At 62.7% G+C, this 22,839-nt stretch carries 23 protein-coding genes; 12 read left to right on the top strand and 11 right to left on the bottom strand.

The window, feature by feature from the left end:
* Positions 1 to 135: 135 nt before the first annotated feature.
* From ACFC25_RS22145 to ACFC25_RS22130, 4 genes are all read right to left on the bottom strand, one after another.
* Entirely contained in the window at positions 136 to 1,812 is a 1,677-nt protein-coding gene (locus ACFC25_RS22145) for a cytochrome bc complex cytochrome b subunit (protein WP_376049145.1), read from the bottom strand.
* Positions 1,790 to 2,860, bottom strand: a complete 1,071-nt coding sequence (locus ACFC25_RS22140; protein WP_337348235.1) for a Rieske 2Fe-2S domain-containing protein — start codon at positions 2,858 to 2,860, stop codon at positions 1,790 to 1,792. The genes ACFC25_RS22145 and ACFC25_RS22140 overlap by 23 nt, the downstream gene beginning before the upstream one ends.
* A gap of 100 nt (positions 2,861 to 2,960) precedes the next feature.
* Positions 2,961 to 3,749, bottom strand: coding sequence for a cytochrome c (locus ACFC25_RS22135; protein ID WP_337348236.1), 789 nt, complete (start codon positions 3,747 to 3,749; stop codon positions 2,961 to 2,963).
* Positions 3,750 to 3,836: 87 nt separating this feature from the next.
* Positions 3,837 to 4,511 (bottom strand): heme-copper oxidase subunit III, encoded by a 675-nt coding sequence (locus tag ACFC25_RS22130; protein ID WP_337348237.1) that lies wholly within the window; start codon positions 4,509 to 4,511, stop codon positions 3,837 to 3,839.
* A gap of 112 nt (positions 4,512 to 4,623) precedes the next feature.
* Between ACFC25_RS22130 and trpD the strand changes: the two genes are divergently transcribed.
* On the top strand, positions 4,624 to 5,682 hold the full coding sequence (gene trpD, locus ACFC25_RS22125; protein ID WP_337348238.1) for an anthranilate phosphoribosyltransferase: 1,059 nt from the start codon (positions 4,624 to 4,626) through the stop codon (positions 5,680 to 5,682).
* Positions 5,683 to 5,744: 62 nt separating this feature from the next.
* On the opposite strand, the gene ACFC25_RS22120 is transcribed toward trpD, so the two are convergent.
* Together ACFC25_RS22120 and ACFC25_RS22115 are read right to left on the bottom strand one after the other, a co-directional pair.
* Positions 5,745 to 6,026: an Lrp/AsnC ligand binding domain-containing protein gene (locus tag ACFC25_RS22120; protein ID WP_337348239.1), complete on the bottom strand. Its 282-nt coding sequence runs from the start codon at positions 6,024 to 6,026 to the stop codon at positions 5,745 to 5,747.
* Positions 6,027 to 6,131: 105 nt separating this feature from the next.
* Positions 6,132 to 6,530, bottom strand: coding sequence for a DUF3054 domain-containing protein (locus tag ACFC25_RS22115; RefSeq protein WP_337351193.1), 399 nt, complete (start codon positions 6,528 to 6,530; stop codon positions 6,132 to 6,134).
* Between the two features lie 113 nt (positions 6,531 to 6,643).
* Between ACFC25_RS22115 and ACFC25_RS22110 the strand changes: the two genes are divergently transcribed.
* Both ACFC25_RS22110 and ACFC25_RS22105 read left to right on the top strand, forming a co-directional pair.
* Positions 6,644 to 7,024, top strand: coding sequence for a VOC family protein (locus ACFC25_RS22110; RefSeq protein ID WP_376049138.1), 381 nt, complete (start codon positions 6,644 to 6,646; stop codon positions 7,022 to 7,024).
* Between the two features lie 38 nt (positions 7,025 to 7,062).
* Positions 7,063 to 7,533, top strand: coding sequence for a VOC family protein (locus tag ACFC25_RS22105; protein WP_376049135.1), 471 nt, complete (start codon positions 7,063 to 7,065; stop codon positions 7,531 to 7,533).
* A 709-nt stretch (positions 7,534 to 8,242) separates the two neighbouring features.
* Here the strand turns inward: ACFC25_RS22105 and ACFC25_RS22100 are convergent.
* Positions 8,243 to 8,656: a hypothetical protein gene (locus tag ACFC25_RS22100; RefSeq protein ID WP_337351197.1), complete on the bottom strand. Its 414-nt coding sequence runs from the start codon at positions 8,654 to 8,656 to the stop codon at positions 8,243 to 8,245.
* A 1,140-nt stretch (positions 8,657 to 9,796) separates the two neighbouring features.
* Entirely contained in the window at positions 9,797 to 10,207 is a 411-nt protein-coding gene (locus ACFC25_RS22095) for a RidA family protein (RefSeq protein WP_376049132.1), read from the bottom strand.
* 107 nt (positions 10,208 to 10,314) lie between these two features.
* Here ACFC25_RS22095 and ACFC25_RS22090 point away from each other — a divergent pair, with 107 nt between their 5' ends.
* Complete coding sequence (locus tag ACFC25_RS22090; RefSeq protein ID WP_337348247.1) at positions 10,315 to 10,683, top strand: helix-turn-helix domain-containing protein; 369 nt, start codon at positions 10,315 to 10,317, stop codon at positions 10,681 to 10,683.
* 66 nt (positions 10,684 to 10,749) lie between these two features.
* On the opposite strand, the gene ACFC25_RS22085 is transcribed toward ACFC25_RS22090, so the two are convergent.
* Positions 10,750 to 13,143, bottom strand: coding sequence for an ATP-binding cassette domain-containing protein (locus ACFC25_RS22085; RefSeq protein ID WP_376049127.1), 2,394 nt, complete (start codon positions 13,141 to 13,143; stop codon positions 10,750 to 10,752).
* 179 nt (positions 13,144 to 13,322) lie between these two features.
* On the opposite strand from ACFC25_RS22085, the gene ACFC25_RS22080 reads away from it, so the two are divergent.
* The 3 genes from ACFC25_RS22080 to ACFC25_RS22070 are packed head-to-tail and all read left to right on the top strand — an operon-like array spanning position 13,323 to position 16,345.
* Complete coding sequence (locus ACFC25_RS22080; protein ID WP_376049124.1) at positions 13,323 to 14,519, top strand: type III polyketide synthase; 1,197 nt, start codon at positions 13,323 to 13,325, stop codon at positions 14,517 to 14,519.
* 16 nt (positions 14,520 to 14,535) lie between these two features.
* Entirely contained in the window at positions 14,536 to 15,222 is a 687-nt protein-coding gene (locus ACFC25_RS22075; protein ID WP_376049121.1) for a class I SAM-dependent methyltransferase, read from the top strand.
* Positions 15,215 to 16,345: an FAD-dependent oxidoreductase gene (locus ACFC25_RS22070; protein WP_376049118.1), complete on the top strand. Its 1,131-nt coding sequence runs from the start codon at positions 15,215 to 15,217 to the stop codon at positions 16,343 to 16,345. The genes ACFC25_RS22075 and ACFC25_RS22070 overlap by 8 nt, the downstream gene beginning before the upstream one ends.
* Before the next feature lie 45 nt (positions 16,346 to 16,390).
* Here ACFC25_RS22070 and ACFC25_RS22065 read toward each other — a convergent pair whose 3' ends face one another.
* Positions 16,391 to 16,810, bottom strand: coding sequence for a nuclear transport factor 2 family protein (locus ACFC25_RS22065; protein WP_337351202.1), 420 nt, complete (start codon positions 16,808 to 16,810; stop codon positions 16,391 to 16,393).
* Positions 16,811 to 16,871: 61 nt separating this feature from the next.
* Here ACFC25_RS22065 and ACFC25_RS22060 point away from each other — a divergent pair, with 61 nt between their 5' ends.
* On the top strand, positions 16,872 to 17,552 hold the full coding sequence (locus tag ACFC25_RS22060; protein ID WP_376049115.1) for a peptide deformylase: 681 nt from the start codon (positions 16,872 to 16,874) through the stop codon (positions 17,550 to 17,552).
* A 22-nt stretch (positions 17,553 to 17,574) separates the two neighbouring features.
* Here the strand turns inward: ACFC25_RS22060 and ACFC25_RS22055 are convergent, their stop codons facing one another.
* Entirely contained in the window at positions 17,575 to 19,590 is a 2,016-nt protein-coding gene (locus ACFC25_RS22055) for a S9 family peptidase (protein ID WP_376049112.1), read from the bottom strand.
* A gap of 98 nt (positions 19,591 to 19,688) precedes the next feature.
* Between ACFC25_RS22055 and ACFC25_RS22050 the strand changes: the two genes are divergently transcribed.
* From ACFC25_RS22050 to ACFC25_RS22035, 4 genes are all read left to right on the top strand, one after another.
* On the top strand, positions 19,689 to 20,561 hold the full coding sequence (locus tag ACFC25_RS22050; protein ID WP_376049109.1) for a putative RNA methyltransferase: 873 nt from the start codon (positions 19,689 to 19,691) through the stop codon (positions 20,559 to 20,561).
* A 135-nt stretch (positions 20,562 to 20,696) separates the two neighbouring features.
* Complete coding sequence (locus ACFC25_RS22045) at positions 20,697 to 21,161, top strand: NfeD family protein (protein WP_376049106.1); 465 nt, start codon at positions 20,697 to 20,699, stop codon at positions 21,159 to 21,161.
* Positions 21,162 to 21,199: 38 nt separating this feature from the next.
* The gene (locus ACFC25_RS22040; protein ID WP_337348257.1) at positions 21,200 to 22,147 is read left to right on the top strand and encodes an SPFH domain-containing protein; all 948 of its coding nucleotides are present in this window, start codon (positions 21,200 to 21,202) and stop codon (positions 22,145 to 22,147) included.
* 244 nt (positions 22,148 to 22,391) lie between these two features.
* Complete coding sequence (locus tag ACFC25_RS22035; protein ID WP_066291394.1) at positions 22,392 to 22,739, top strand: RNA polymerase-binding protein RbpA; 348 nt, start codon at positions 22,392 to 22,394, stop codon at positions 22,737 to 22,739.
* The last annotated feature ends 100 nt before the right edge of the window (positions 22,740 to 22,839 follow it).

Below are 22,839 nucleotides of genomic sequence, written 5' to 3'. Positions count from 1 at the left end.
GCGCTGCTCCTCGGACAACGTACTTCTTCCATGCATAGAACTGCTCCCCGAAAGTCAGAACTGATTTCTCAGTCCAACTTTCGGGGAGCAGTTCAAAACGGACCGGGCCTTTCTCGTTGACACCGAAGGTATCCCCTAGTGGCTGAGGCTCTTGCTTTCCTCGGCAGCTTCCACTGCAGGGTGGGCATGGTGGCCGTGGGCGGCCTCCAGCTCTGCGGGGGTGGCCGGGGCTACCCGGTCCTCGAAGAACCACCTGGACAGGAACGCACGCTGCTTTTCCTTGCGGGTGACGATGCCGTGGTCGTTGGGGACTGCAGGCAGCGGCACCGGCGACTCGAAGCCGACCAGCTTGTAGCGCTTGTATTCATCCAGGGGAGCGTGCACCTCAATGAACTCACCGTGCGGGAGGCGCACTATGCGGCCGGTTTCGCGGCCGTGGAGTGCAATTTCGCGGTCCTTGCGCTGGAGGGCCAGTGCAACGCGCTTTGCAACAATGAACGCGATGACGGGGCCGATGAAGAACAGCGCGCGGAGCCAGTAGGTGACATCATTCAGCGACACATGGAAGTGCGTGGCGATGAGGTCAGAGCCTGCCGCCGCCCACATCACGCAGTACCACACGAAGCCTGCCACGCCAATGGCGGTGCGGGTGGGGGCGTTTCGCGGACGGTCCAGTACGTGGTGTTCGCGGTTGTCCTTGGTGATCCAGCTTTCGATCCACGGGTACATGAACATCACTGTGAACAGGATGCCGGCCGGAACCAGGGCTGGCAGCAGGACGTTCAGCGTCAGCGTGTAGCCGAAGATGACGTACTCGAAGTGGAAGTCGCCGATGACGCCGGGCATCAGTCGCAGTGCGCCGTCAACGAAGCCGATGTACCAGTCAGGCTGGGTACCCGCGGACACCGGTGAGGGGTCGTACGGGCCGTAGTTCCAGATCGGGTTGATCGTGAAGAAGGCCGCCATGAGGGCGACGACGCCGAAGACGATGAAGAAGAAGCCACCGGCCTTCGCTGCGTAGACAGGACCCAGGGGGTAACCGACGACGTTGCCATCGTTGCGGCCCGGACCGGGGTACTGGGTGTGCTTGTGCACAACCACCATAAAGAGGTGCAGCACGATCATCAGCAGGATGAGGGCAGGCACCAGCAGGATGTGCAGCATGTAGAGGCGGCCGATCACGGCAGTGCCGGGGAACTCGCCGCCGAAGAGGAAGAACGACGTGTACGTACCGATCACCGGGATGGACTTGATGACGCCGTCGATGATGCGCAGGCCGTTGCCGGAGAGCAGGTCATCGGGGAGGGAGTAGCCCGTGAAGCCGGCTGCCATGGCCAGGATCAGCAGGACTCCGCCGACAACCCAGTTCATTTCACGGGGTTTGCGGAAAGCGCCGGTGAAGAAGACACGCAGCATGTGGACTGCGATGGACGCCACGAAGAGCAGGGCTGCCCAGTGGTGGACCTGGCGCATGAACAAGCCGCCACGAACATCAAAGGAAATGTCCAGCGATGAGCTGTACGCTACGGACATTTCGACGTTCTGCAGCGGAATGTACGAGCCGTCGTAGTGCGTTTCCGCCATCGACGGGTCGAAGAAAAACGTCAGGAACGTGCCCGACAGCAAGAGGATGACGAAGGAATACAGCGCCACCTCGCCGAACATAAACGACCAGTGGTCGGGGAAGACTTTGCGTCCGAATTCCCGCAGGATTCCGGAGCCTCCCACACGTGCATCCACGAAATCGGTGATGCGTCCGGCTTTAGTCGTGGCGACGAAGGCGGGGGCTTTAGCTGTTGATGATGCGCTCATGCTCATCACGCTCCCAGTAACTCGGTCCAACAGGTTCTTTGAAGTCGCTGGTAGCGACCAGGTAGCCCTCGTCATCAACTGCGATCGGCAGCTGGGGGAGTGGCCGGCTGGCGGGGCCAAAGATCACCTTGCACTCATTCGTGAGGTCAAAGGTGGACTGGTGGCACGGGCACAGCAGGTGGTGCGTCTGCTGCTCGTAGAGAGCAACGGGGCAGCCAACGTGGGTGCAGATCTTGGAATACGCAACGATTCCGTTGTAGCCCCAGTCTTCGCGGCCCGGTGACGGGTTCAGCGACGCGGGGTCGAGGCGCATGAGGAGCACAACGGCCTTGGCCTTTTCGTTGAGCTTTCCCTCATGGAGTTCGTTGAGTCCTTCCGGAATAACGTGGAAGGCCGAGCCAAGGGTGACATCGGAAGCCTTGATGGGGGTGCCGTCAGGATCGCGGGTAAGGCGCTTGAGTTTGCCTTCCACGGGTGCCCACATGGTGTGCGACAGCGCCTTATCCGGGCGCGGGCCCAGGTCACCGAAGATGGCGAGGGCGGGCAGCGGTGCCAGTGCGACAGCTCCCAGCAGGGTGTTGCGGATCAGCGGGCGGCGTTTGATGCCCGTCTCGTCAACGATGTCGTCGACGATGCGGACTGCGGCCTGGCGGTCGTCCTCGGTGCGGATCGCGTGGCGTTCCTCGGAGACTTCGTGGTCAGGCATCAGGGCCTTCGCCCAGTGCACGATGCCCGTACCGATGCCAAGCATAGCGAAGGCGGTGCCTACGCCGAGCAGGGCGTTCTGCAGCCGGATGGTGGCGATGTCGGCGCCTTCACCCAGGTCGATGGCGAAATATGCCACCAGGAAGATCAGTGTGCCGACAACGGAGGTGCCAAAAAGTAGCGCGACCTGCCGTTCTGCACGCTTGGCGGCCTTCGGGTCCGTGTCAGCCAGGCGCAAACGGTGCGGAGGAAGCCCAGGATCCTGGAACTTCTCCACCTCATTCTGACCAGCCGTAGCTACGGTGCCCGAGTGGTTCGGACTGCCGTCACTATGGTTGCCCATAATTCGCCTCATCCTTCTCTCGTCCCGGCTTATGCCGAGTTAGTTTTGCAATTTCAAACTGCTGACGGATCAGCAGGAGTTCTAATGTGTCGCGGAGCGCCTAGGACGTCCGGGACGTCAGCCAGATGGTGAACGCAATGATGACGCCCAGACCGGCAACCCAGACAAACAGGCCTTCAGCCACGGGGCCGAGGGAGCCCAGGTCAGCGCCGCCGGGGGAGCCGTTGGACTCGATCTGCTTGAGGAAGGTGATGATGTCGCGCTTGCCTTCAGGGGAAACGTTGGCGTCGCTGAACACCGGCATGTTCTGCGGGCCGGTGACCATGGCCTCGTAGATGTGCTTCTCAGAAACATCTGCGAGAGCAGGAGCGAACTTGCCTCGTGTCAGGGCACCGCCTGCTGCGGCGGCATTGTGGCACATTGCGCAGTTCACGCGGAACAGCTCGCCACCCTCGGCGGCATTGCCCTTGCCATCGAGCAGGTGTTCTTCAGGGATTGCCGGGCCGGCTCCCAGGGAGGCTACGTATGCTGAAAGCTGGTGGGTCTGCTCATCGTTGAACTGGGCCGGCTTCTTGTAAGCCTGCGGTCCGTTCATCTGCATCGGCATACGGCCGGTTCCGACCTGGAAGTCAACCGCTGCTGCACCTACACCGACGAGGGAGGGACCATCCTGCGTGCCGCTGGCACCCATGCCGTGGCAGGTCGCGCAGTTCGCTGCAAAGAGCTTCTCGCCCTCAGCGGTGTCGTTGGCGCTGTAGCTCGTGGTGGATGCCTTCGCCTCGTTGACGGTAGTGGCGACGGCGTAGAGCCCACCCGTGACGAGTAGCCCCATCAGGAGCAGCGCTATTGCTGCTAGTGGGTGACGCCGCTTTTGCGAGAGTGCCTTCACGTGGTGGTTCCTTTTTTCGATCGTGCGCCGGCTCCGAGAGCCGCTTCTTGAAATTCTGCCTCTTGTAGAAAAAGAATCAAAGCGTGGCTACTTGAGGACGTAGATGACCAGGAAGAGGCCAATCCACACGACATCCACGAAGTGCCAGTAGTAGGACGTGACAATCGCTGACGTCGCCTCGAAGTGGCCGAACTTCTTGGCTGCAAACGCGCGGCCGATGATGAAGAGGAACGCAATCAGGCCGCCGATGACGTGGAGGCCGTGGAAGCCCGTCGTGATGTAGAAGGCGGAGCCGTAGGCGTTGGACGACAACGAGACGTGCTCGGAAACGAGCATTGCGTATTCGGTGGCCTGGCCTGCAACGAAGAATGCGCCCATGAGGAAGGTCAGCGTGAACCATTCATTCATGCCCCAGCGGGAGAACTGGAACGGGCCACCGGTCTTGCGGGGCTGCAGCCGTTCGGCGGCGAAGACGCCCATCTGGCAAGTAAAGGAACTGGCCACGAGGACGATCGTGTTGACGAGCGCAAAGGGGAAGTTGAGCTTGGCCGTCTCTTCCGCCCACATCTGTCCGCTCGTGGAGCGCAGTGTGAAGTACATGGCGAAAAGACCGGCGAAGAACATCAACTCGCTGGAGAGCCACACTACGGTTCCAACGGAAACCATATTGGGGCGGTTCAGCGTGGGGTGCGCCGGGGTACTGGGGGCATGGGTCGCAGATGTCACATAGACATTATGTCTATAAAAGTCCGTACTTCCCAACGCAAACCGCCTTTTGGGGGGACTTTTTCTACAAAGACGCGAAATCACTGGGAAAAGTTCCCGGAGGGGTTCACATTGGTCAGGGCGCGGCGTCGCTCGATAGCATCAGGGAGTGACTTCACTCGCATCCGCACCAGCGGCAGGCAATACTTGGCCACGGCTCATCTCGGCACTCATCAGCGGCACGGACCTCACTGCAGATAACACGGCGTGGGCAATGGACACCATCATGTCGGGCGAAGCGACGCCCGCCCAGATCGCCGGGTTCCTGGTTGCGCTCAGTGCCAAGGGTGAGACCGTGGAAGAGCTGTCCGGCCTGGTGGAAGCCATGCTGGGCCACGCGAATCCCGTCAACATTTCCGGTGAAAAGCTGGACATTGTGGGCACCGGCGGTGACCAGCTGAACACTGTAAACATCTCCACCATGGCCGCACTGGTGGCGGCCGGGGCAGGCGCCAAGGTGGTCAAGCACGGCAACCGGGCGTCGTCGTCGTCCTCTGGTTCCGCCGATGTTCTGGAGGCGCTGGGCGTCCGGCTGGACTTGCCCATCAGCCAGGTTGCCCGGAACGCCGAGGAGGCTGGAATCACTTTCTGCTTCGCGCAGGTGTTCCACCCTTCGTTCCGCCACACGGCAGTTCCGCGCAGGGAACTGGCCATCCCCACTGCCTTCAACTTCCTCGGCCCGCTGACCAACCCTGCCGGTGTCCAGGCCTCGGCTGTCGGTGTGGCAAATGCCAGGATGGCGCCGCTGGTGGCAGGGGTGCTGGCCCGCCGGGGCAGCCGTGGCCTGGTTTTCCGGGGCAATGACGGTCTTGACGAACTGACCACCACGGGCCCGTCCACTGTGTGGGAAATTAGGGATGGCGCCGTGACCGAGCTGATGTTTTCGCCGTCCGATCTGGGTATCCGCCGCGCAACCGTGGAGGAGCTTCGCGGGGGAGACGCGCAGGTGAATGCCGCCGTCGTGCGTGATGTCCTTGCGGGCCATCCCGGGCCTGCCCGAGATGCGGTCCTGCTCAACGCCGCCGCCGGGCTCGTGGCTTTTGACCCTTCGGCTGACGGCGACTTTTTGGAGCGCATGCGTTCAGCGCTTGCGCGTGCGGCCGCGTCTGTGGACTCGGGCGCCGCGGCGGCCGTCCTCGACCGCTGGGTGTCGCTGAGCCACGGCTAGAAATGCCCGGAAATGAGCAGGGCCCGGCTGGAAGCCGGGCCCTGCTCATTTAACTTTTGACGCTACTGTTCGAAACCGAGAGAGAAAGCGGCGTCGAGATCGTGTTGGGAGTACGCGCGGAAGGCGATGTGCGTGGTGGTGTGCACCACCGCCGGGACCTTGGAGAGCCGGTCGGCGATGACATCGGCGAGGTCCTCGTGCTTGGCCACCCTGGCGACGGCAATCAGGTCCCATTCCCCGGTTACCGAATACACCTCACTGATGCCCTGGATCGCGGAGATTTCCTCGGCGGTTTCAGGGATGCGGGCGGCGTCTGTTTTGATCAGAACGAATGCGGTGATCACTTCAATCCTTCCGGATCTGTTGCGCCGTAGCAGTGCCCGGCAAGACTGGTCAGTGCTGCCAGCCTATTACATGGCCACCGGCGGCAGGCCCTTGTTTCGCCTGCCTCAGGACTTCCTCATCCTGCGGACCAAAGCCAGCAGTGCCCGGTAGCCCACCAGAAAGAGTCCCAGGCTCAGCAAGGCCACGATCACAAAGGCCACCACCACTGTCTGGCCGGTGAGAGCCCGTAGGATCATGCCGCCGGCAACGGCGCTGAGCCACACGGCCACACCCGTTGAAAGTGACAAGGGACGCCGTCGTACCTTGCCCGACATCCATGCGAGAGCTGCTCCGGCGAGGAAGGGCCAGGCAGTGAGAAACACTCCTGTGACGATGTCACCCCTTTGGTGCGCGTCCCTCCCTATCGCCGCAAAAACCAGGATCAGGACCACGTCGGACAGGGCTGCGGCGATGACGGCCTGCCGGCTGCCGGACATGGGGCGGGGAGAGGTCTTGAAAGTCATGACTTCGAGCCTAGCGTTGCGGCCAGGACGTTCGGGAACCCATGGTTGCTCCCTGCTTCCCGATTGCGGAAGATTGCAGGGAAAGACCGTGGGCATACCATCAGGGAGGCAGCATGCGCTTGATTCAGGTGGCCCAGCAGGCCAAGGACCTGCAACGCGCCTCCGCCTTCTATGCCCAATTGCTCGGGGTGCAGCCAACCGCTGTCTATGACCCGCCCGGGCTGCTGTTTTTCGATCTCGACGGCGTCAGGCTGCTCCTCGAGCGCGGGGCGCCGTCGTCAGTGCTCTATTTGGAGGTCACCGACGTCCGCTCCACGATCGAGTCACTCCAGGACAGGGCAGTGGAAGTTATTGCCCCGCCGCAGGTGATTTATCACCATACTGACGACAAACTGGGCCCCGGCGGAACGGACGAATGGATGGCCTTCATCAAGGACTCTGAAGGGAACACTGTGGGTCTGGTCAGCCGGCTTCCCCCCGCCGTTGTGCCATAAACGCCCCCGGACTAGGCTCAAGCCGGAAGGGAGCACCCATGCAGAAGATTTCCACTTGCCTGTGGTTCGAGAACCAGGCCGAAGAGGCTGCCGAGTTCTACGTCTCGGTTTTTGATGATTCCAGGATCCTGGACGTGTCGCGTTACGGCGAGGGTGGTCCCGGACCGGCTGGGGAGGCAATCACCGCAGAGTTCGAGATCGAGGGGCGCAGGTTTCTGGCTCTGAACGGGGGAGTGGCGTCCAACTTTACCGAGGCTGTCTCGTTTGTTGTTGACTGTGCAGACCAGGAAGAAGTGGACCGCTACTGGGAGGCCCTGACGACTGGGGGAGCGGAGAGCCAGTGTGGATGGCTCAAGGACCGCTATGGCGTGTCGTGGCAGATCGTCCCATCAGTCCTGTCGTCCCTGATCGCCGGACCGGATCCCGAGGGCTCACAGCGCGCCATGCAGGCCATGCTGGGAATGCGCAAGCTGGATATTGCCGCACTTCGAAGCGCCTATGAGGGCTAACGGCCTTCCTCTGACGCACCGATGAACAAGGCTTTGTGGATCGGGACGCTGCTGGGAGCTGCCGTTGGCATAGCTGTTGGACTGGCGTATTTCGACAGTCCTTTTGTTGGCGTGGCCGTTGGAGCCGTCGTCGGTGCCGGGGTTCGACCGCGACGGTGAGCCGGCCCACCCACCGACCGGGGGCCGTCACGCGGTGATGCCGATTCCCGGAGTGTCGTTCAGCGGAGCTCCTCAACCTGCCTGATGACGTCGCGACCGCGTCGACGACGAACGTGAAGCGAACGGTGCCCGGCGCGTTAGAACTATTCTCAGTTGGCTAAAGAGCCCGCATTTAACCGGTGGAGTCGATAGTCCCGCCCAGCGATCCGGCGATGGCTAGTTGAGGAACTCTGCCACCGAGGTTATCTGGCCGAGACAAGCCCAAGCTGCACTCGGCCACGCCCCCGGGGAGAAACCGTGCAGACCACCCGTCACAAGACCGACCTTAGTTGTGCGCGGACCCACCGTGCTGCAGCCGAGAAGACGGGGATGTTCCAGGCTAATTGATTCATCTGATGAGATACGCAGAGTCCTACTGGTAAGTGTGCATATTCAATTCGGCACTACTCGAAGACAAACACGGCCGCAGTGAAGGACTCCATACAGGGCTGGCGGGATGGTTGGCCAAACGGTGCGCTTGTGAAACGCCGGGTTCACACGGGCGCGACGCTCACACGAACTTTGCGTAGATCGTTGCCACATACCATGCAGCCAGAAAGTAGCCTGTGGCCCACGCAAAGGAATATGGCCATTTAGTCCGACGCTGCTCTGGCACCGGCTTCGCCCTTGAGCCCGACGCAGGACTGAGCGACAGGATAAGGCTTTTCGTTTTGAGATTGAAGAGCGCGAGGGCTGCTATTAGTACAGCTCCGGAGGAGTAGGCAAGCTCAGGACGACCATGAAAGTCAGTCATGGGTGGCAACGCAAACATGAAAACCGCAAGTAGCGCCATCAGCCCGAGATGGATGGTCTCTAGGACCAGTTCCGTTGTCGAACCACTTTTCAGATCCAGTCTGAAGCGTCCGCTCCAGCCCAGCGAGTATCCGAATATCAGGAACGTCACAAGTATCATTATCCTGATCATCACTAGTACTTCCGGGTTGTAACGATGTCTTGGCCCGATACAGCGCGGCCTCTCGCGCTGATCCTAGTCGCTTGGCAATGTAGCGGGACCAAAGCTCGGCAGCGGCGTGTTTTTGGGGTGACCTGGGTAGCTGCAGGGCCTGAATGATTCATCTGATGAGATACGCGGTGGAACTATTCAGCGTCGGCCGACGGAAACCGCTCCGGATGTTTAGGATCTCTTCCTCGTTCTCGCCAGTACTCGTCCCTCTGCCATAGCGAGAATCTGGTTATCTGGGCGCCCATTACGAGGACTGCGATGCCGAAGAGAATGGTCCGAGTCCAGAGCCAAAGCTCCGAATCGACACCAACGAGGCTTAGGACGGTGGAGATCAGCATGATGACCACTATTGGAAGGGACCAGCGGAGGATGCGTTGAAGCCTCCGTCGCAATTCTTCCTTTGTTGCCACCATTGTCTCCAGTAGTCGGGCTGCCATCCGTGAGGCCCGTGGCGGATCTCTAGGGAGTGGCTATCGATCGATTCCGATGGTGTCAGTCATTATCCGCGTCGCCTGGATTCTTGGATAGCGAGACCAGGGCTCGGTGGCCGCGGTTACGTGCTTCTGGGTCACGTGGTAGCTGTAAGCCGAGCATTTCGGCGACGAGAGGCGCGGGCACTCGCGGGGGTGCCGGGTGGCAACGGGCGGAGGAAGGTCGATCGCGCACCAGATGCAATAATCACGTTTTACTTTACATAATGTAGATTATCGGCGTTATAAGCCCTGGAGTGGAAGTGGATGCGAGAACTGCGGGTCAGCACGAGTCGATACCACTGAGCCAGATTCCACGCACAAATTTCAGCCTTCAATGCCGACTCAAATCTGTCGCTTCTAAATACGCGCCGTACGGGTTGAGCCGCCGGGATGCGTGCGAGATGGCAGTTCGAGGCAATGCAGCCGTTGACCATTGCCTCGAACTGACATCTCGCGGCCGCACCAGGTTGACATAACTCAACCCGGCTTCACCCCCCTGTTATTTGCCTAACTGACGCAGGCCGCAGAGTGGTTGCCTGTCAGGGTGGACCTGGCCGCTACAAGCTCGCCGCAAACCTTGGCCACGACCCACCGCCTCGCACCCCAACACCGACTGGGCTTTCCGTCCTCAGTCGACGAGCGCGGTGGCCTCGACCTCCACGAGCACGTCCTTCTCGAACAGGGCCTCAACGCCGATGAGCGACGTGGGCGGCATCGGGAGTTCGAGGCCGATCTCGTCGGCGACGGCTTCCACGCCGGCCATGAAGTCGCCGATCCGCTCAGGCCGCCACTGCGTGACGTAGAACGTTAGCCGCAGCACGTCCGCAAACGTCGCGCCGGCACCTGACAGGCCTGTGGCTGTGTTCCGCAGGGCCTGCGCCACCTGCCCCGCCAAATCGCCCACCGCGACGGGCGTGCCATCGGCCTGGCGCGCAACCTGCCCGCTGACGTGCACGTGCCTCGCACCCGTGCCGACGGCGACGTGGTGGTACGGGACCGGCTGAAGCATGCCCTCAGGGGTAAAGTGTTGGACCGTCATATCGAAACTCCTCTTCTCGTCCAATGTGTATCGTCATGGTGCCTATTCCTAGGTATCATCAAGATACTTAGGCGCCAGAGGACACTTCAACGAGACCAGGTTTCACCATGGATACCCCCACCGAGCTCCGCATCGCGACCGCGCACCGAGACCTCCTCGACCAGGTGCTCGACAAGTGGTCGCTCAGCGTCCTGAACGAGCTGTGCGAACGGCCTTCCCGCTTCAACGAGCTCCGCCGCGCCGTCCCGGAGGTCACGCAGAAATCGCTCACCGGGACGCTCCGGCGGCTGGAACGCAACGGCATCGTCGAACGTGAAGTGACGTCGTCGCGCCCGGTCGCCGTCACCTACCGGATTACCCCGCTCGGTAAGACACTCCGCCACCCGGTTGACGTGCTGCTGGAGTGGGCGGAGCAGAACATGCCGCACATTGAGGCGGCACGCGACCGCTTCGACGAGGAGCTCGACCGCGTCTGATGCTCGCCAGGGCACATGTCCAAGTTGAGATAACTCAGTCCGGCTTAATCCGTTGGCTGTTCAGTCCTAGGAACCGACGTAGGCCGCGAGGTGCTTGCCGGTCAGGGTGGAACGGGCGGCCACCAGCTCGGCGGGCGTACCCTCGAAAACGATCTTGCCGCCGTCGTGACCTGCACCGGGACCGAGGTCGATAATCCAGTCAGCGTGCGCCATGACCGCCTGGTGATGCTCAATGACGATCACGGACTTGCCGGAATCAACCAGCCTGTCCAGGAGGCCCAGCAGGTTCTCGACATCGGCAAGGTGGAGGCCGGTGGTGGGCTCGTCGAGTACGTAAACGTCGCCCTTCTCAGCCATCTGGGTGGCCAGCTTGACGCGTTGACGCTCACCGCCTGAGAGCGTGGTGAGTGGCTGTCCGAGCGTGAGGTAACCGAGCCCCACGTCGACGAGCCGGTCGAGGATCTTGTGGGCGGCAGGCGTGTTCGCCTCGCCGTCGCTGAAGAAGGCCTCAGCCTCCGTCATGGACATTGCCAGCACCTCGGAGATGTTTCGCCCGCCGAGCGTGTACTCCAGCACTGATGCTTGGAACCGGCGGCCTTCGCAGTCCTCGCAGGTGGATTCGACGGTGGCCATGACGCCCAACTCCGTGAAGATGACGCCGGCGCCGTTGCACGTGGGACAGGCGCCCTCGGAGTTGGAGCTGAAAAGCGCCGGTTTCACGCCGTTTGCCTTAGCGAACGCCTTGCGGATTGGCTCGAGCAGTCCGGTGTACGTGGCCGGGTTGCTGCGTCGTGAGCCTTTGATGGCACCCTGATCGATCACCACGACACCGTCGCGTTGCGCCACGGAGCCATGGATGAGCGAGCTTTTTCCCGAGCCGGCGACACCGGTCACGACGCAGAGCACGCCGAGCGGGACGTCGACGTCCACGTTCTGGAGGTTGTGGGTGGAGGCGCCGCGGACTTCCAGTTTGCTGGTGGCCAAACGGACCGCGTCCTTCAAGGCCGCCCGGTCGTCGAGGTGGTGACCGGTGGTGGTGTCGCTCCCCCGCAGCCCCTCCAGGCTTCCCTCGTAGCAAACGCTGCCACCTTGGGTTCCAGCACCCGGACCGAGGTCGACGACGTGGTCGGCTATGGCGATGGTCTCAGGCTTGTGCTCCACGACGAGAACGGTATTGCCTTTGTCCCGGAGCTGCAGCAGGAGCTGGTTCATCCGTTCGATGTCATGCGGGTGCAGGCCGATGGTCGGCTCGTCGAAGACATAGGTAACGTCAGTGAGGGAGGACCCGAGATGGCGGATCATTTTGGTCCGCTGGGCCTCTCCCCCGGACAGCGTCCCGGCCGGCCGGTCCAGCGACAAATAGCCGAGCCCGATTTCTGCGAACGAGTCGAGCAGGTGCCGCAGGCCTTTGAGCAGCGGCGCCACCGACGGTTCGTCGAAGTCGCGGACCCATTCGGCCAGGTCGCTGATCTGCATCTCGCAGAGGTCGGCGATGTTCTTGCCCTGGATTCTCGAGGACCTGGCCTCAGGGCTGAGCCGCGTTCCCTCACACTCGGGGCAAGCTTGGAAAGTGATGGCGCGCTCCACGAAGCGCCGCACGTGTGGCTGCATCGCCTCGACGTCCTTGGACAGCATGGACTTCTGGATCTTGGGGATGATGCCCTCGAACGTCAGGTTGATGCCTTCAACCTTGATCTTGGTGGGTTCGGCGTACAGCATCGTCTCAAGCTGCTTTTTCGTAAACGTGGCAATCGGCTTGTCCATCGGCAGGCCCATTCCCTCGAACAGCCGGCCGTACCATCCATCCATGCTGTAGCCGGGGACGGTTAGCGCACCGTCGCCAAGCGACTTGCTGTCGTCGTACAGTGCGGTGAGGTCGAAGTCGGAGACCGAACCCATGCCCTCGCAGCGAGCACACATGCCGCCCAGATAAACAGCATTCTGGACTACGGCCTTCTCCACCCGGCCGCCTGCCTTCTCGGTGCTCATCACGCCGCTGGCCTTCCGCGTCGGGACGTTGAAGGAAAAGGCCGTGGGTGGCCCAACGTACGGCTTGCCCAGGCGGCTGAAGAGGATCCGGAGCATCGCGTTGGCATCAGTGGCAGTGCCCACCGTGGAGCGCGGGTTGGCTCCCATCCTCTCCTGGTCGACGATGATCGCCGTCGTCAGTCCTTCGAGAAAGTCCACGTCGGGCCGCGCCAGCGACGGCATAAACCCCTGCACGAAGGCACTGTAGGTCTCGTTGATCATCCGCTGCGACTCCGCGGCGATGGTAGCAAACACCAGCGAGCTCTTCCCGGATCCCGAGACACCGGTGAACACCGTCAGACGGCGTTTGGGGATCTCAATGCTGATGTCCTTCAGGTTGTTCTCCCGCGCGCCCTGGACGCGGATCAGATCATGGCTGTCGGCAACGTGCAGTTCAGACGACTGCTTCTCCGACCTCGTGGCGATGCTCATTGTTGTCTCCCTGTTTTACCGCGGTTTCGCGCGGCGGCGCCCCGGCAGCCCCCTGCAGCGTGCCCTGGGTCTATCTAACCAGCTTCCCCCACTCTGTCGAAGGGTATTTGCGCTCTTCAGAGGCCGTTCCCGCGACCCGACCCATTGTCATATCCGCGGACCTCGCCAAGAATAAGCCAATGACGGTCTATGTGCGTTCCCTGGAAACAGCTGTCCCGCCAACGATGCTGGTTCAAACAGAAGCGCGTGACGTTTTCGCCGCCCAGCCCGGACTGAACCGTCTTGGCTCGAGGCTGGTGAGCACATGCTTCGACTCGGCGGCAATCGACACCCGCTACACCGCCGTCGAGGAGATGACGAGGGATTTCCGGGCTGATGATCCGCAGTTCTTCGACCCGGCAACCAGCCTGTTGCTGAACCCCAGCACTAAAGTCCGCAATGAGATATTCGGCCGCGAAGCCACCAAGCTGTTCATCGAGGCTGCACGGTCCGCCATCGACGCCTGCCCGGACCTGGCAGCACAGGAGATTACCCACCTCATTACGGTCTCCTGCACCGGGTTCTACAATCCTGGCCCTGACTATAAGATCGTCCGCGCGCTGGGGCTGGACCCTTCCGTACAGCGCTACCACCTCGGGTTCATGGGCTGTTACGCAGCGTTTCCTGCCCTCCGTGCCGCAAAATCCTTTTGTGAAGCCGATCCGGAGGCGGTGGTCCTTGTTGTCTGCGCCGAGCTCTGCTCCCTGCACGTCCGAACCTCCAACGATCCTGACACCATCATGGGGTCGGCGCTCTTCGCAGACGGCGCAGCGGCCGCCGTCGTCACCGCCCGCGAAGCACCGGACGCCCCTGCGCTGATGCAGTTAGACCACTTTGAAACCGTGCTGACACCCGTGGGCGAGGAATCCATGGCCTGGAATATCGGCGATCACGGATTCGAAATGATCCTGGGAAACTACGTGCCCCACATCATTGATGACCACATCATCGGGGCACTGCAGCCCCTACTCGCCCGCGACCCGTCAGTGCAGGCACTCCCCTACCGTGAAATCCAGCATTGGGGCATCCACCCGGGCGGCCGGAGCATCCTGGACAAGGTCCAATCGAGGCTGGAACTGACCGATGAGCAACTCGTGCCGGCACGGGAGACGCTGCGGAACTATGGCAACATGAGCAGCGCCACTGTCCTCTTCGTCCTCAAATACATCCTCGACCAGCCGTTGGACGGAGGTGGCGAGCGTATCTGCTCCATGGCTTTCGGCCCGGGGCTTACGGTGGAAACCGGCCTGTTCACCAAATTGCGGCAGGGCACAGGACGAATGCCCTCAGCTGCCTCAGCCGTAGGGGAAAAGGCCGCTGAATCTTCGCTGGCTTGAGCCCCAGGTGTGGTTGATGCGCCGACGCGCCTCCGATGCTGTTGAACAGATGGACTTGCCTGACTGCGATCCAAACCGGCTGGAACGGACCTACCGGCAGTTCGCTCTGGTCAACGGCGCACTATCAGGCTGGCACCGGCTGTATGTGCGGGAAATTCGACCCCTACTACACGCCGGGAGTACCACCACCGTGCTGGACGTCGGCTCCGGCGGTGGCGACCTCGCAATCCGACTGTCCCGGTGGGCGGCCAAGGACGGGTTGAGGCTGCACGTCACCGGCATAGATCCTGACGGCCGCGCCCATGCTTTCGCGTCCTCCCGCCCGCCCGTTCCCGGGGTCGAATTCCGGCGCGCGCACACCACAGAGCTCCTCGGGGAAGGACTGACCTTCGACGTAGTCATCTCCAACCATGTCCTTCACCACCTTCAACCGGCCGAGCTGCAGCAACTGCTGTCAGACTCGCAGGAACTCGCGCGCACGAAGGTGCTGCACAACGACCTGCGCCGCAGCCCGGCTGCCTATGCACTGTTCTCCGTTGCCGCATTGCCTTTCCGTGGTTCGTTTATCCGGGAAGACGGCCTCACCTCCATTCGCCGCAGCTATACGCAGCAGGAACTTGAGGCTTTGGCTCCGGGTTGGCATGTGGAATCCAGTTCTGCCTTCCACCACTTGCTGGTCTGCCGCAAGGAACCCCATGACTGACGTGGCGGTAGTGGGCGGCGGCCCGGTGGGCCTTTACCTGGCCGCGTTGTTGCTGCAGGAAGGTGTGGGTGTCCGTGTACTGGAACAACGGTCTGAGCGTGACCGGCATTCGCGCGCTATAGGCATCCATCCGCCCGCCCTCGCTGCGCTTGAGCGCGCCGGGGTTGCCCGGGCTCTGGTCGCCGACGGAGTGCCGATCCGCCGCGGCCGGGCCTACAGCGGCGGGAAACTTGTGGGCACTATGTCTTTTGAATCGGTTTCACGGGACTTCCCCTTTGTGCTGTCCCTGCCGCAGTGCAGCACGGAAGCCCACCTTGAGCGCCGCGTACAGGACCTGGATCCCACGGCGCTGGCCAGGGGCGCCCGCGTCACTGGAATAACGGACGACGGCGACAGGCTGGCTCTCGCAGTGACTTCCGGCGGGGCTTCCACGCAGCTGGCGTCCGCACTCGCCGTGGCAGCGGACGGCACCCACTCCACGGTGCGCCAGCTGCTGGGGATTCCGGTGACCGCGAGACGATACCCAGACCACTACGTAATGGGAGATTTCGCCGACGCCGGGATTTTTGGCACGGACGCCGTCTTGTTCCTGGAGGAAGGCGGGATCGTGGAGTCCTTCCCGCTGCCCGGTGGCTTACGGCGCTGGGTCGTCCGAATCGGCGAGCCCCGCACTGCCTCCGCCGCAGACCTTGCTTCCCTGGTGCAGGAACGGACTGGAATAGGCCTCGATGCCGGCAGCAGTACGATGCTCAGCAGCTTCAGTGTCCGCTCGGCTCTGGCACGCAGCATGGTGGCCGGCAGGACTGTGCTGATTGGTGACGCCGCCCATGAGGTCAGCCCGATCGGGGGTCAGGGAATGAACCTCGGATGGCTGGACGGCGAAGCGTTGGCGCCCATCATCTGTGGCGCCATGGCGGGCGGGCCCGTTGAGCGCCGCCTTCGGGACTTTGAGGTCCTGCGCCGCCGGGCAGCAGGTATTGCGCGACGGCAGTCCGAAGTCAACATGATGCTGGGGCGTCCTCTTACGGAGCCCTGGCTCCGCCTGAGGAACTTCGCCATGGGAGCGGTCGCTTCCGTGCAGCCACTCAACAGGGCAGTGGCACGCCGCTTCACGATGCAGTGAGCTCCTCACGCAGCCGGAGTGGAGCGGGCCGTTTGAAGGTGGCGTTCAGGAACCGATGAAGTAGCAGTCGTAGCTGTCCTGGCTCACGATCAGCCCGTCACGGACCTCAAAAACAGATGACGTGCGCGCCCGGATGGTCTCCCCGGCATCCCAATACCGCAAGTCCATCAGGGACGTCGCCGACCAGTCAGCCTCCAGGACAACGCGCCCCTGTTCACAGGTGGTCCGCCGGATCTCGAACTTCTGGTTGGCAACGACGCCGCCGCTGTGATCGGCGCCCGCCAGGACCTGATCGCGGCTCCGGGTTGAACCTTCGGGCGCCAGCAGGTGCGGCGCCTCAACGAGGACAAACCCGTCCGCCAGGAAGGGCCGGATGTCGGCACCCACGCCTCCCGCCTCCAAAGTCCGGACAAAATCAAGGACCAGTTCCAGCGGTGGTTTTTCCGACGACGTCTCTTCAGCCATGGAACCGACACTAATCGATGGCTGCTGCAGCCGCTTCTTTTGCGCCGCTAGGCTGTTCCCCATGAGTCACGCATCGTTGCCGACGCCGTTCAGTCCTGCCCGCATCCAGGAGACCGTGCAGGAAATCCTTGCGGCAGGACCACTGCCGCCGATCGTGCAGGCCGGACATCCCGTGCTGCGGCAGCAGGCGGCCGCTTTTGAGGACCAGATAACGTCCAGCGAACTGGACCAGCTCATTGATCTGATGCGGCGGGTGATGCACGAAGCCCCCGGAGTTGGTCTGGCCGCCCCGCAGTTGGGCATCCCCCTCCAACTCGCGGTCATGGAGGACAAGTTCGACGTCGATCCGGAAGCTGCGGCCGTGCGGAACCGGACACCGCTCGAGTTCCTCGCGGTCCTGAATCCGCGTTACCGTGCGGTGGGCACGCAGGCTGCTGCCTTTTTCGAAGGTTGCCTCTCGCTGAACGGCCTGCAGGCCGTGGTGGTCCGACCAGAACGCGTCCGGCTGAACTTCGTTGAGCCTGGCGGCTTGCCGGCCGAAAGGGAATTTACCGGCTGGCAGGCCAGGATCGTCCAGCACGAGACCGATCACCTCCAGGGGACGCTGTATGTTGACCGGGCCGAGCTGAGGTCCCTGAGTGGCAATGCCGAATATGCGGCGCACTGGGCGGAGCCCGGCATCGGCAAGGCACGCGCTGCGCTGGGTTTCCTCCCTGGCCTCCCGGACCTGCCACGGCATTAGATCTGTTGCCGCCGTCGGGCCCTCAGGCGTCGGTCCCGGCGGGGTTCGCCGCCGTCGGCAGGTATCGGGACCACCAGCGGAGGATGTGCTCGAACCGGAGGCGACGGTGGTGTGGCGCACCTGTCCTGGAAAGTTCATGGTCCTCGCCCGGGAACAGGAGCAGCCCGGTCGGGACCCCGTTCCGCTTCAGGGCAGTGAAGTAGCGCTGGCCCTGCTCCACCGGGCACCGCAGGTCATTCTCGCTGTGAATGACCAGCGCAGGAGTCCGGACCTCGTCCACATGTTCCATTGGGCTCTGCGCCGCCACGGCAGAGCGCGACCGGCCCAGGTACTCTGCACCGAAGTACCACCCAATGTCCGCCGATCCTTCAAAACTGACCGGATCGAGGAATCCACGCTCCACGATGGCAGCTGTGAAACGGTGGTCGCGGGCAATGGTCAGCGCGGTGAGATAACCGCCATAGGAGCCGCCCACCATGCCAAGCCTGCCGGTGTCCAAGGCCGGAAATTTCTCCAGTGCCCCATTAAGGAACGCCAGGACATCCTGCATGTCGAGCGTGCCCATGGCCCCCTTGATGGCGCGTCCGTGGTCCTGGCCATAGCCTGCGGAGCCTCGCGGGTTGCACATCAGCACCGCATAGCCGGCACCCGCATAAACCTGGGCTTCGTCATGAATGGCCACCGTGTACTGGGCGAACGGCCCGCCGTGAACGCACAGGAGTACAGGATGGGGCCCCTTGCCCGCAGGCATGAACAGCCAGCCGTGCACCGGATATCCGTCCGCTGAAGGGAACGTGAGCTCCTGGGGAACGGTGAGCTCCGCCCGGCGAAGCGCAGCGGAAAAATCCGTGAGGAGCCGCAATTGCCCGTCCTCGAGGATGGCCACATCGCCGGCGGTGGAAGGGCCGCTGAACGAGACGAACATGGATCCGCCGGCCCAGGCGGCCCCGGTAACAACCTGGTCCCCATGAACCAACAATGCATGCTCACCCGTGGCATGCAACTCCAGCAGTTCCACGGTGCCCTGGGCGTTGTTCAGCACTACGGCTCCGGCCGGCCCGCGCAGTTCGAGGCGGTCGCCCGGGCAGGCCACGTCCATGATCTCCGGGTCTGTGAGCGCTGTTGCTTCGCCGCCCCCCGTGGGCATGCAGTAAAGTACCGCGTTGCGGGCCACGAAGTCCGTTCCGGATTCACCGACATCCCTGGCGACAAAGAACAGCCACTTGCCGTCCCTGGACTGCCGGACGGCGTGAACGGTTTGCCGCGGCGCTCCGTCCTGCTCCACGTGCAGTGGTTCTCCACCCCCGGACGGCACACGGTAGATGCCGGTCTCCAGCGATTCGTCGCTCCCGGGCGGTGCGGAAACATAGTAGACAAAGGCACCGTCGGCACTGAATGCCGCGCTCTCATGGTCGGTGGCGGCGGAAGTCAACTGCGTGGCGAGGGGGACGTCGCCAGCTGGCTTGTGGTCCTGCTGGGCACGTCCGCGCGGAACAACGCGCGGTTCCTCGCCAAATTCCGGGACGTCCAGGACAAAAAGCTGGGCAGGTTTGTCTTTCGTGTACCCCACCCCGTTGAGCCGGTACTGGAACTCGGTGACGAGCCGCGGATCCTCAGCTGCGTGTCCTACGTTCTCCCAAGTACCGTAGCGGCCTGCGGCAGGTTCCCGGGAGCTGAAGACAATCCGCTGGGAATCCGGTGACCAGGAAAAGCCGTCGACGCCCAGGAGCCGGTCAGTCAACGCCCGCGGTTCACCGCCACCTGCTTCCACAACAAACAGCTGCGGCTTCGCGGACGGCCCCGTTGCGCGCAGAAAAGCCAATGCCAGGCCGTCCGGGGAGAAGGAAGGTGCAGAATCCTTGAAGCCTCGGGTGATCCGGCGCGGCATGAGCCCGGGATCCAGGGGGACAGTCCATAGCTGTCCGACATAGGCGTCGGCATCAAAGTCGGGTCTGGTGACCGAAACCACGGCACGGCTCCCGTCAGGGTGGACGGCCGGAGCCGATACGGTGTTTAACAGCGGGAGGTGTTCTGGCATCACCCCGTGAGCCTAACCTGCGCCCCTCCCCGGGAGAAGAACGCCGAGTGGTCCCCGCGCGCGGTGTCTGCGCGGCCAGCCGCCATAAGATGGTGGACATGCTCTCCTCCCCTGTACTGGCGCTGCGCTGCCCAGTCTGCCGTTCGCAGCTGAACATGACCCGCGACGCCGGCACGCCAGTCCTGGCCTGCGCTGAGGGACACAGCTTCGACGCCGCCAAACAGGGATACTTCAATCTCCTCGTCGGGAAAGGCACCGCATTCGAGGCCGATACCGCCGAAATGGTGGCCGCCCGCGTGGGCTTCCTGGCGACCGGCCACTACGGTCCGCTCGCTGAGGCAGTGGCTGCCGCCGTCGTTCCCTTCCTTCCCACGGAAGCGGCGACCCTGCTGGACTCCGGCACCGGCACTGGCTACTACCTGCGGGTGATGCTTGACGCGGCCGCGGCAGCGTCCTCCCATGTCACGGCCATCGGCTTGGACATCTCAAAATTCGCCCTGAGGCGGGCGGCCCGCCTTAATCCCGAAGCCGTCAATCTCGTATGCGATGTGTGGCAGCCGTTGCCCGTGGCGGACCATGCCATCGACGTCGTGACAGTGATCTTCGCGCCCCGAAACCGGGCGGAATTCGCCCGCGTCCTGCGGCCCGGCGGACGGCTGGTGGTGGTCACGCCCAGGGCAGGCCACCTCGCGGCCATAGCCGGGCAGACGGGGATGCTCGGGATCGAAGAGGGCAAAGACGACAAGCTCGTTGATGCGATGTCTGCCCAGTTCAGCCTCGAAGCCGTCCACGACCTCGACATTCCACTGGTCCTTTCACCCGAGGAAGTTGCCGACCTCGCCTACATGGGTCCGGCCGGTCATCACCTGGACCGCGCGGAGCTCTCAGCACGTCTGGCCGGACTGGAATCAAACACCGCAGTGGCGGCGCGGTTCCGCATCAGCGTCTTCCGCCTGACACCGTCGCGGTAACGACTTGGCCACTATCCCCGCGAAAGTCGGCGCAACCTAACGCCCTGCTGCCCTTCGGACTACGATTGGAGGACAGTACTGAGGGCCAGCCGTCGTTGCACGCTGCACGACCGAAGGCTGTCGAAGGGGGACGGAATGTTTGAGTGGCTTGGCGAGAACTGGTGGGCACTGTGGCTCACCGCTTTCCTCGCTTTTGCAGTGATCGAGATGATCACACTTGACCTGTTCTTCATCATGCTCGGCGGCGGCACCCTCGCTGCCCTGGTCGCAGACTTCGCCGGCGCCGACCTCTGGCTGCAGATCGTGGTCTTCTGCGTGGTGTCACTGTTGATGATTGCCTTCGTGCGGCCAGTGGCACTCACGCACCTGAAAAAAGGGCCCAGCGAACAACGCACCAACGTTGACCGGCTCATCGGCGAGCAGGCGCTGGTGATGGAACCTGTCAGTTCCACCGGTGGCCTCGTAAAGATCGGCGGCGACGTCTGGACCGCCCGCTCGGCAGCCGGAGTCCTGGCGGCCGGTGAGAAGGTAGTGGTTTCCGCAATCGACGGCGCCACCGCGGTGGTTGCAGCCCAGCCGGAACCTGCCGGCCCGGCCTAGATACAGCTTCAATAACAACTGGGGATAAGAGGAGATGTATGGATAACGCAGGAGGAGCCGCAGTGGCCATTGTGCTGGTGGTCCTGATCGTGTTCGTGATAATTGTTCTGGTCCGCTCGGTGCGTATCATCCCGCAGGCGCGGGCCGGTGTCGTGGAACGCCTCGGTAAGTATCAACGGACGCTGAACCCCGGCCTGACCATCCTGATTCCCTTCGTCGACCGACTCCTGCCCCTCCTTGACCTTCGGGAACAGGTGGTGTCATTCCCGCCGCAGCCGGTCATCACCGAGGACAACCTGGTGGTATCCATCGACACCGTGGTCTATTTCCAGGTCACCGATCCACGGGCTGCCACATACGAGATCGCGAACTACATCCAGGCCGTTGAGCAGCTGACCACCACCACGCTGCGAAACGTCGTCGGTGGGCTGAACCTGGAAGAGGCCCTGACCTCCCGCGACCAGATCAATGGACAGCTGCGCGGTGTGCTGGATGAGGCAACCGGCCGATGGGGCATCCGGGTCTCGCGCGTTGAGCTGAAGGCCATTGATCCGCCGCATTCCATCCAGGACTCCATGGAAAAGCAGATGCGCGCCGAACGTGACCGCCGCGCTGCCATCCTCACTGCAGAAGGCACCAAGCAGTCGGCGATCCTCACTGCCGAAGGCCAGCGCCAGGCATCCATCCTGGCCGCAGAGGGTGACGCAAAGGCGGCCATCCTTCGTGCTGACGGTGAAGCGCAGGCCATTCAAAAGGTCTTCGATGCCATCCACAAGGGCAATCCCGACCAGAAGCTCCTGGCCTACCAATACCTTCAGACCCTGCCTAAGCTCGCTGAGGGAAGCTCCAACAAACTGTGGATTATCCCCAGTGAAGTCGGCGAAGCACTGAAGGGAATCGGGAACGCACTCGGCGGCACCAACCCCGACCCTCAGGCCAGCGGGGGTTTGTTCGATGAGGTGGCGGCCAAGCAGCCAGGGTCCTGACCCGAAACACCACATACTGATGGGGATCCGTGCTTTGGCGCGGATCCCCATCAGTTTGGTGACCGGTCCCCAAAACCCGTATAATTGAATATTTGTCCGGTCCGGTGAGAACCGACGGAACAAGAAAGCTTCGCAATGCGTTGAATCTATTGATGCAGCACAGTGCACACAGTAGTCCGGGCGGCCTGTACCGCCCCCGGCTAGCGTGGGGCCTTGCTCCGCGAACCGACCAGAGGGAGAAAACATGAGCGATCGCAGCCTGCGGGGTATGCGCCTTGGCGCGCAGAGCATGGAGACCGAGTCAGGCGTGGAGCCGGCTCCACGTCAGCGTGTCGAATACAGGTGCGAGGATGGCGAGCAGGTCTTTGTTACCTTCTCCTCCGAGGCGGAAATCCCCCCGGTCTGGGTTTCCAAGACCGGCAAGGAAGCGCTTCTGGTTGACGGCGAGCGTCCGGACACCAGCAACGAAAAGGCCGTCCGCACTCACTGGGACATGTTGCTTGAGCGGCGGACCCTTCCCGAGCTGGAGCAGATCCTTGAAGACCGCCTCACAATCCTGCGCGAACGCCGTGGCGAACGGCGCACAGCCTAACTCCGCAGACCAGTAAATGCCGCCTGGCGGCATACTAAAGGGCCGTCCATTAAAATTCACTTCTGATGATCCACTCGACTATGATGGTGTAGATCTCGGC

It is taken from the genome of Pseudarthrobacter sp. NPDC055928 (genome assembly GCF_042270935.1).
GTDB lineage: Bacteria > Actinomycetota > Actinomycetes > Actinomycetales > Micrococcaceae > Arthrobacter.
The sequence above is the reverse complement of the archived record's forward strand: the minus strand, read 5'-3'. Positions and strand labels throughout refer to the sequence as shown.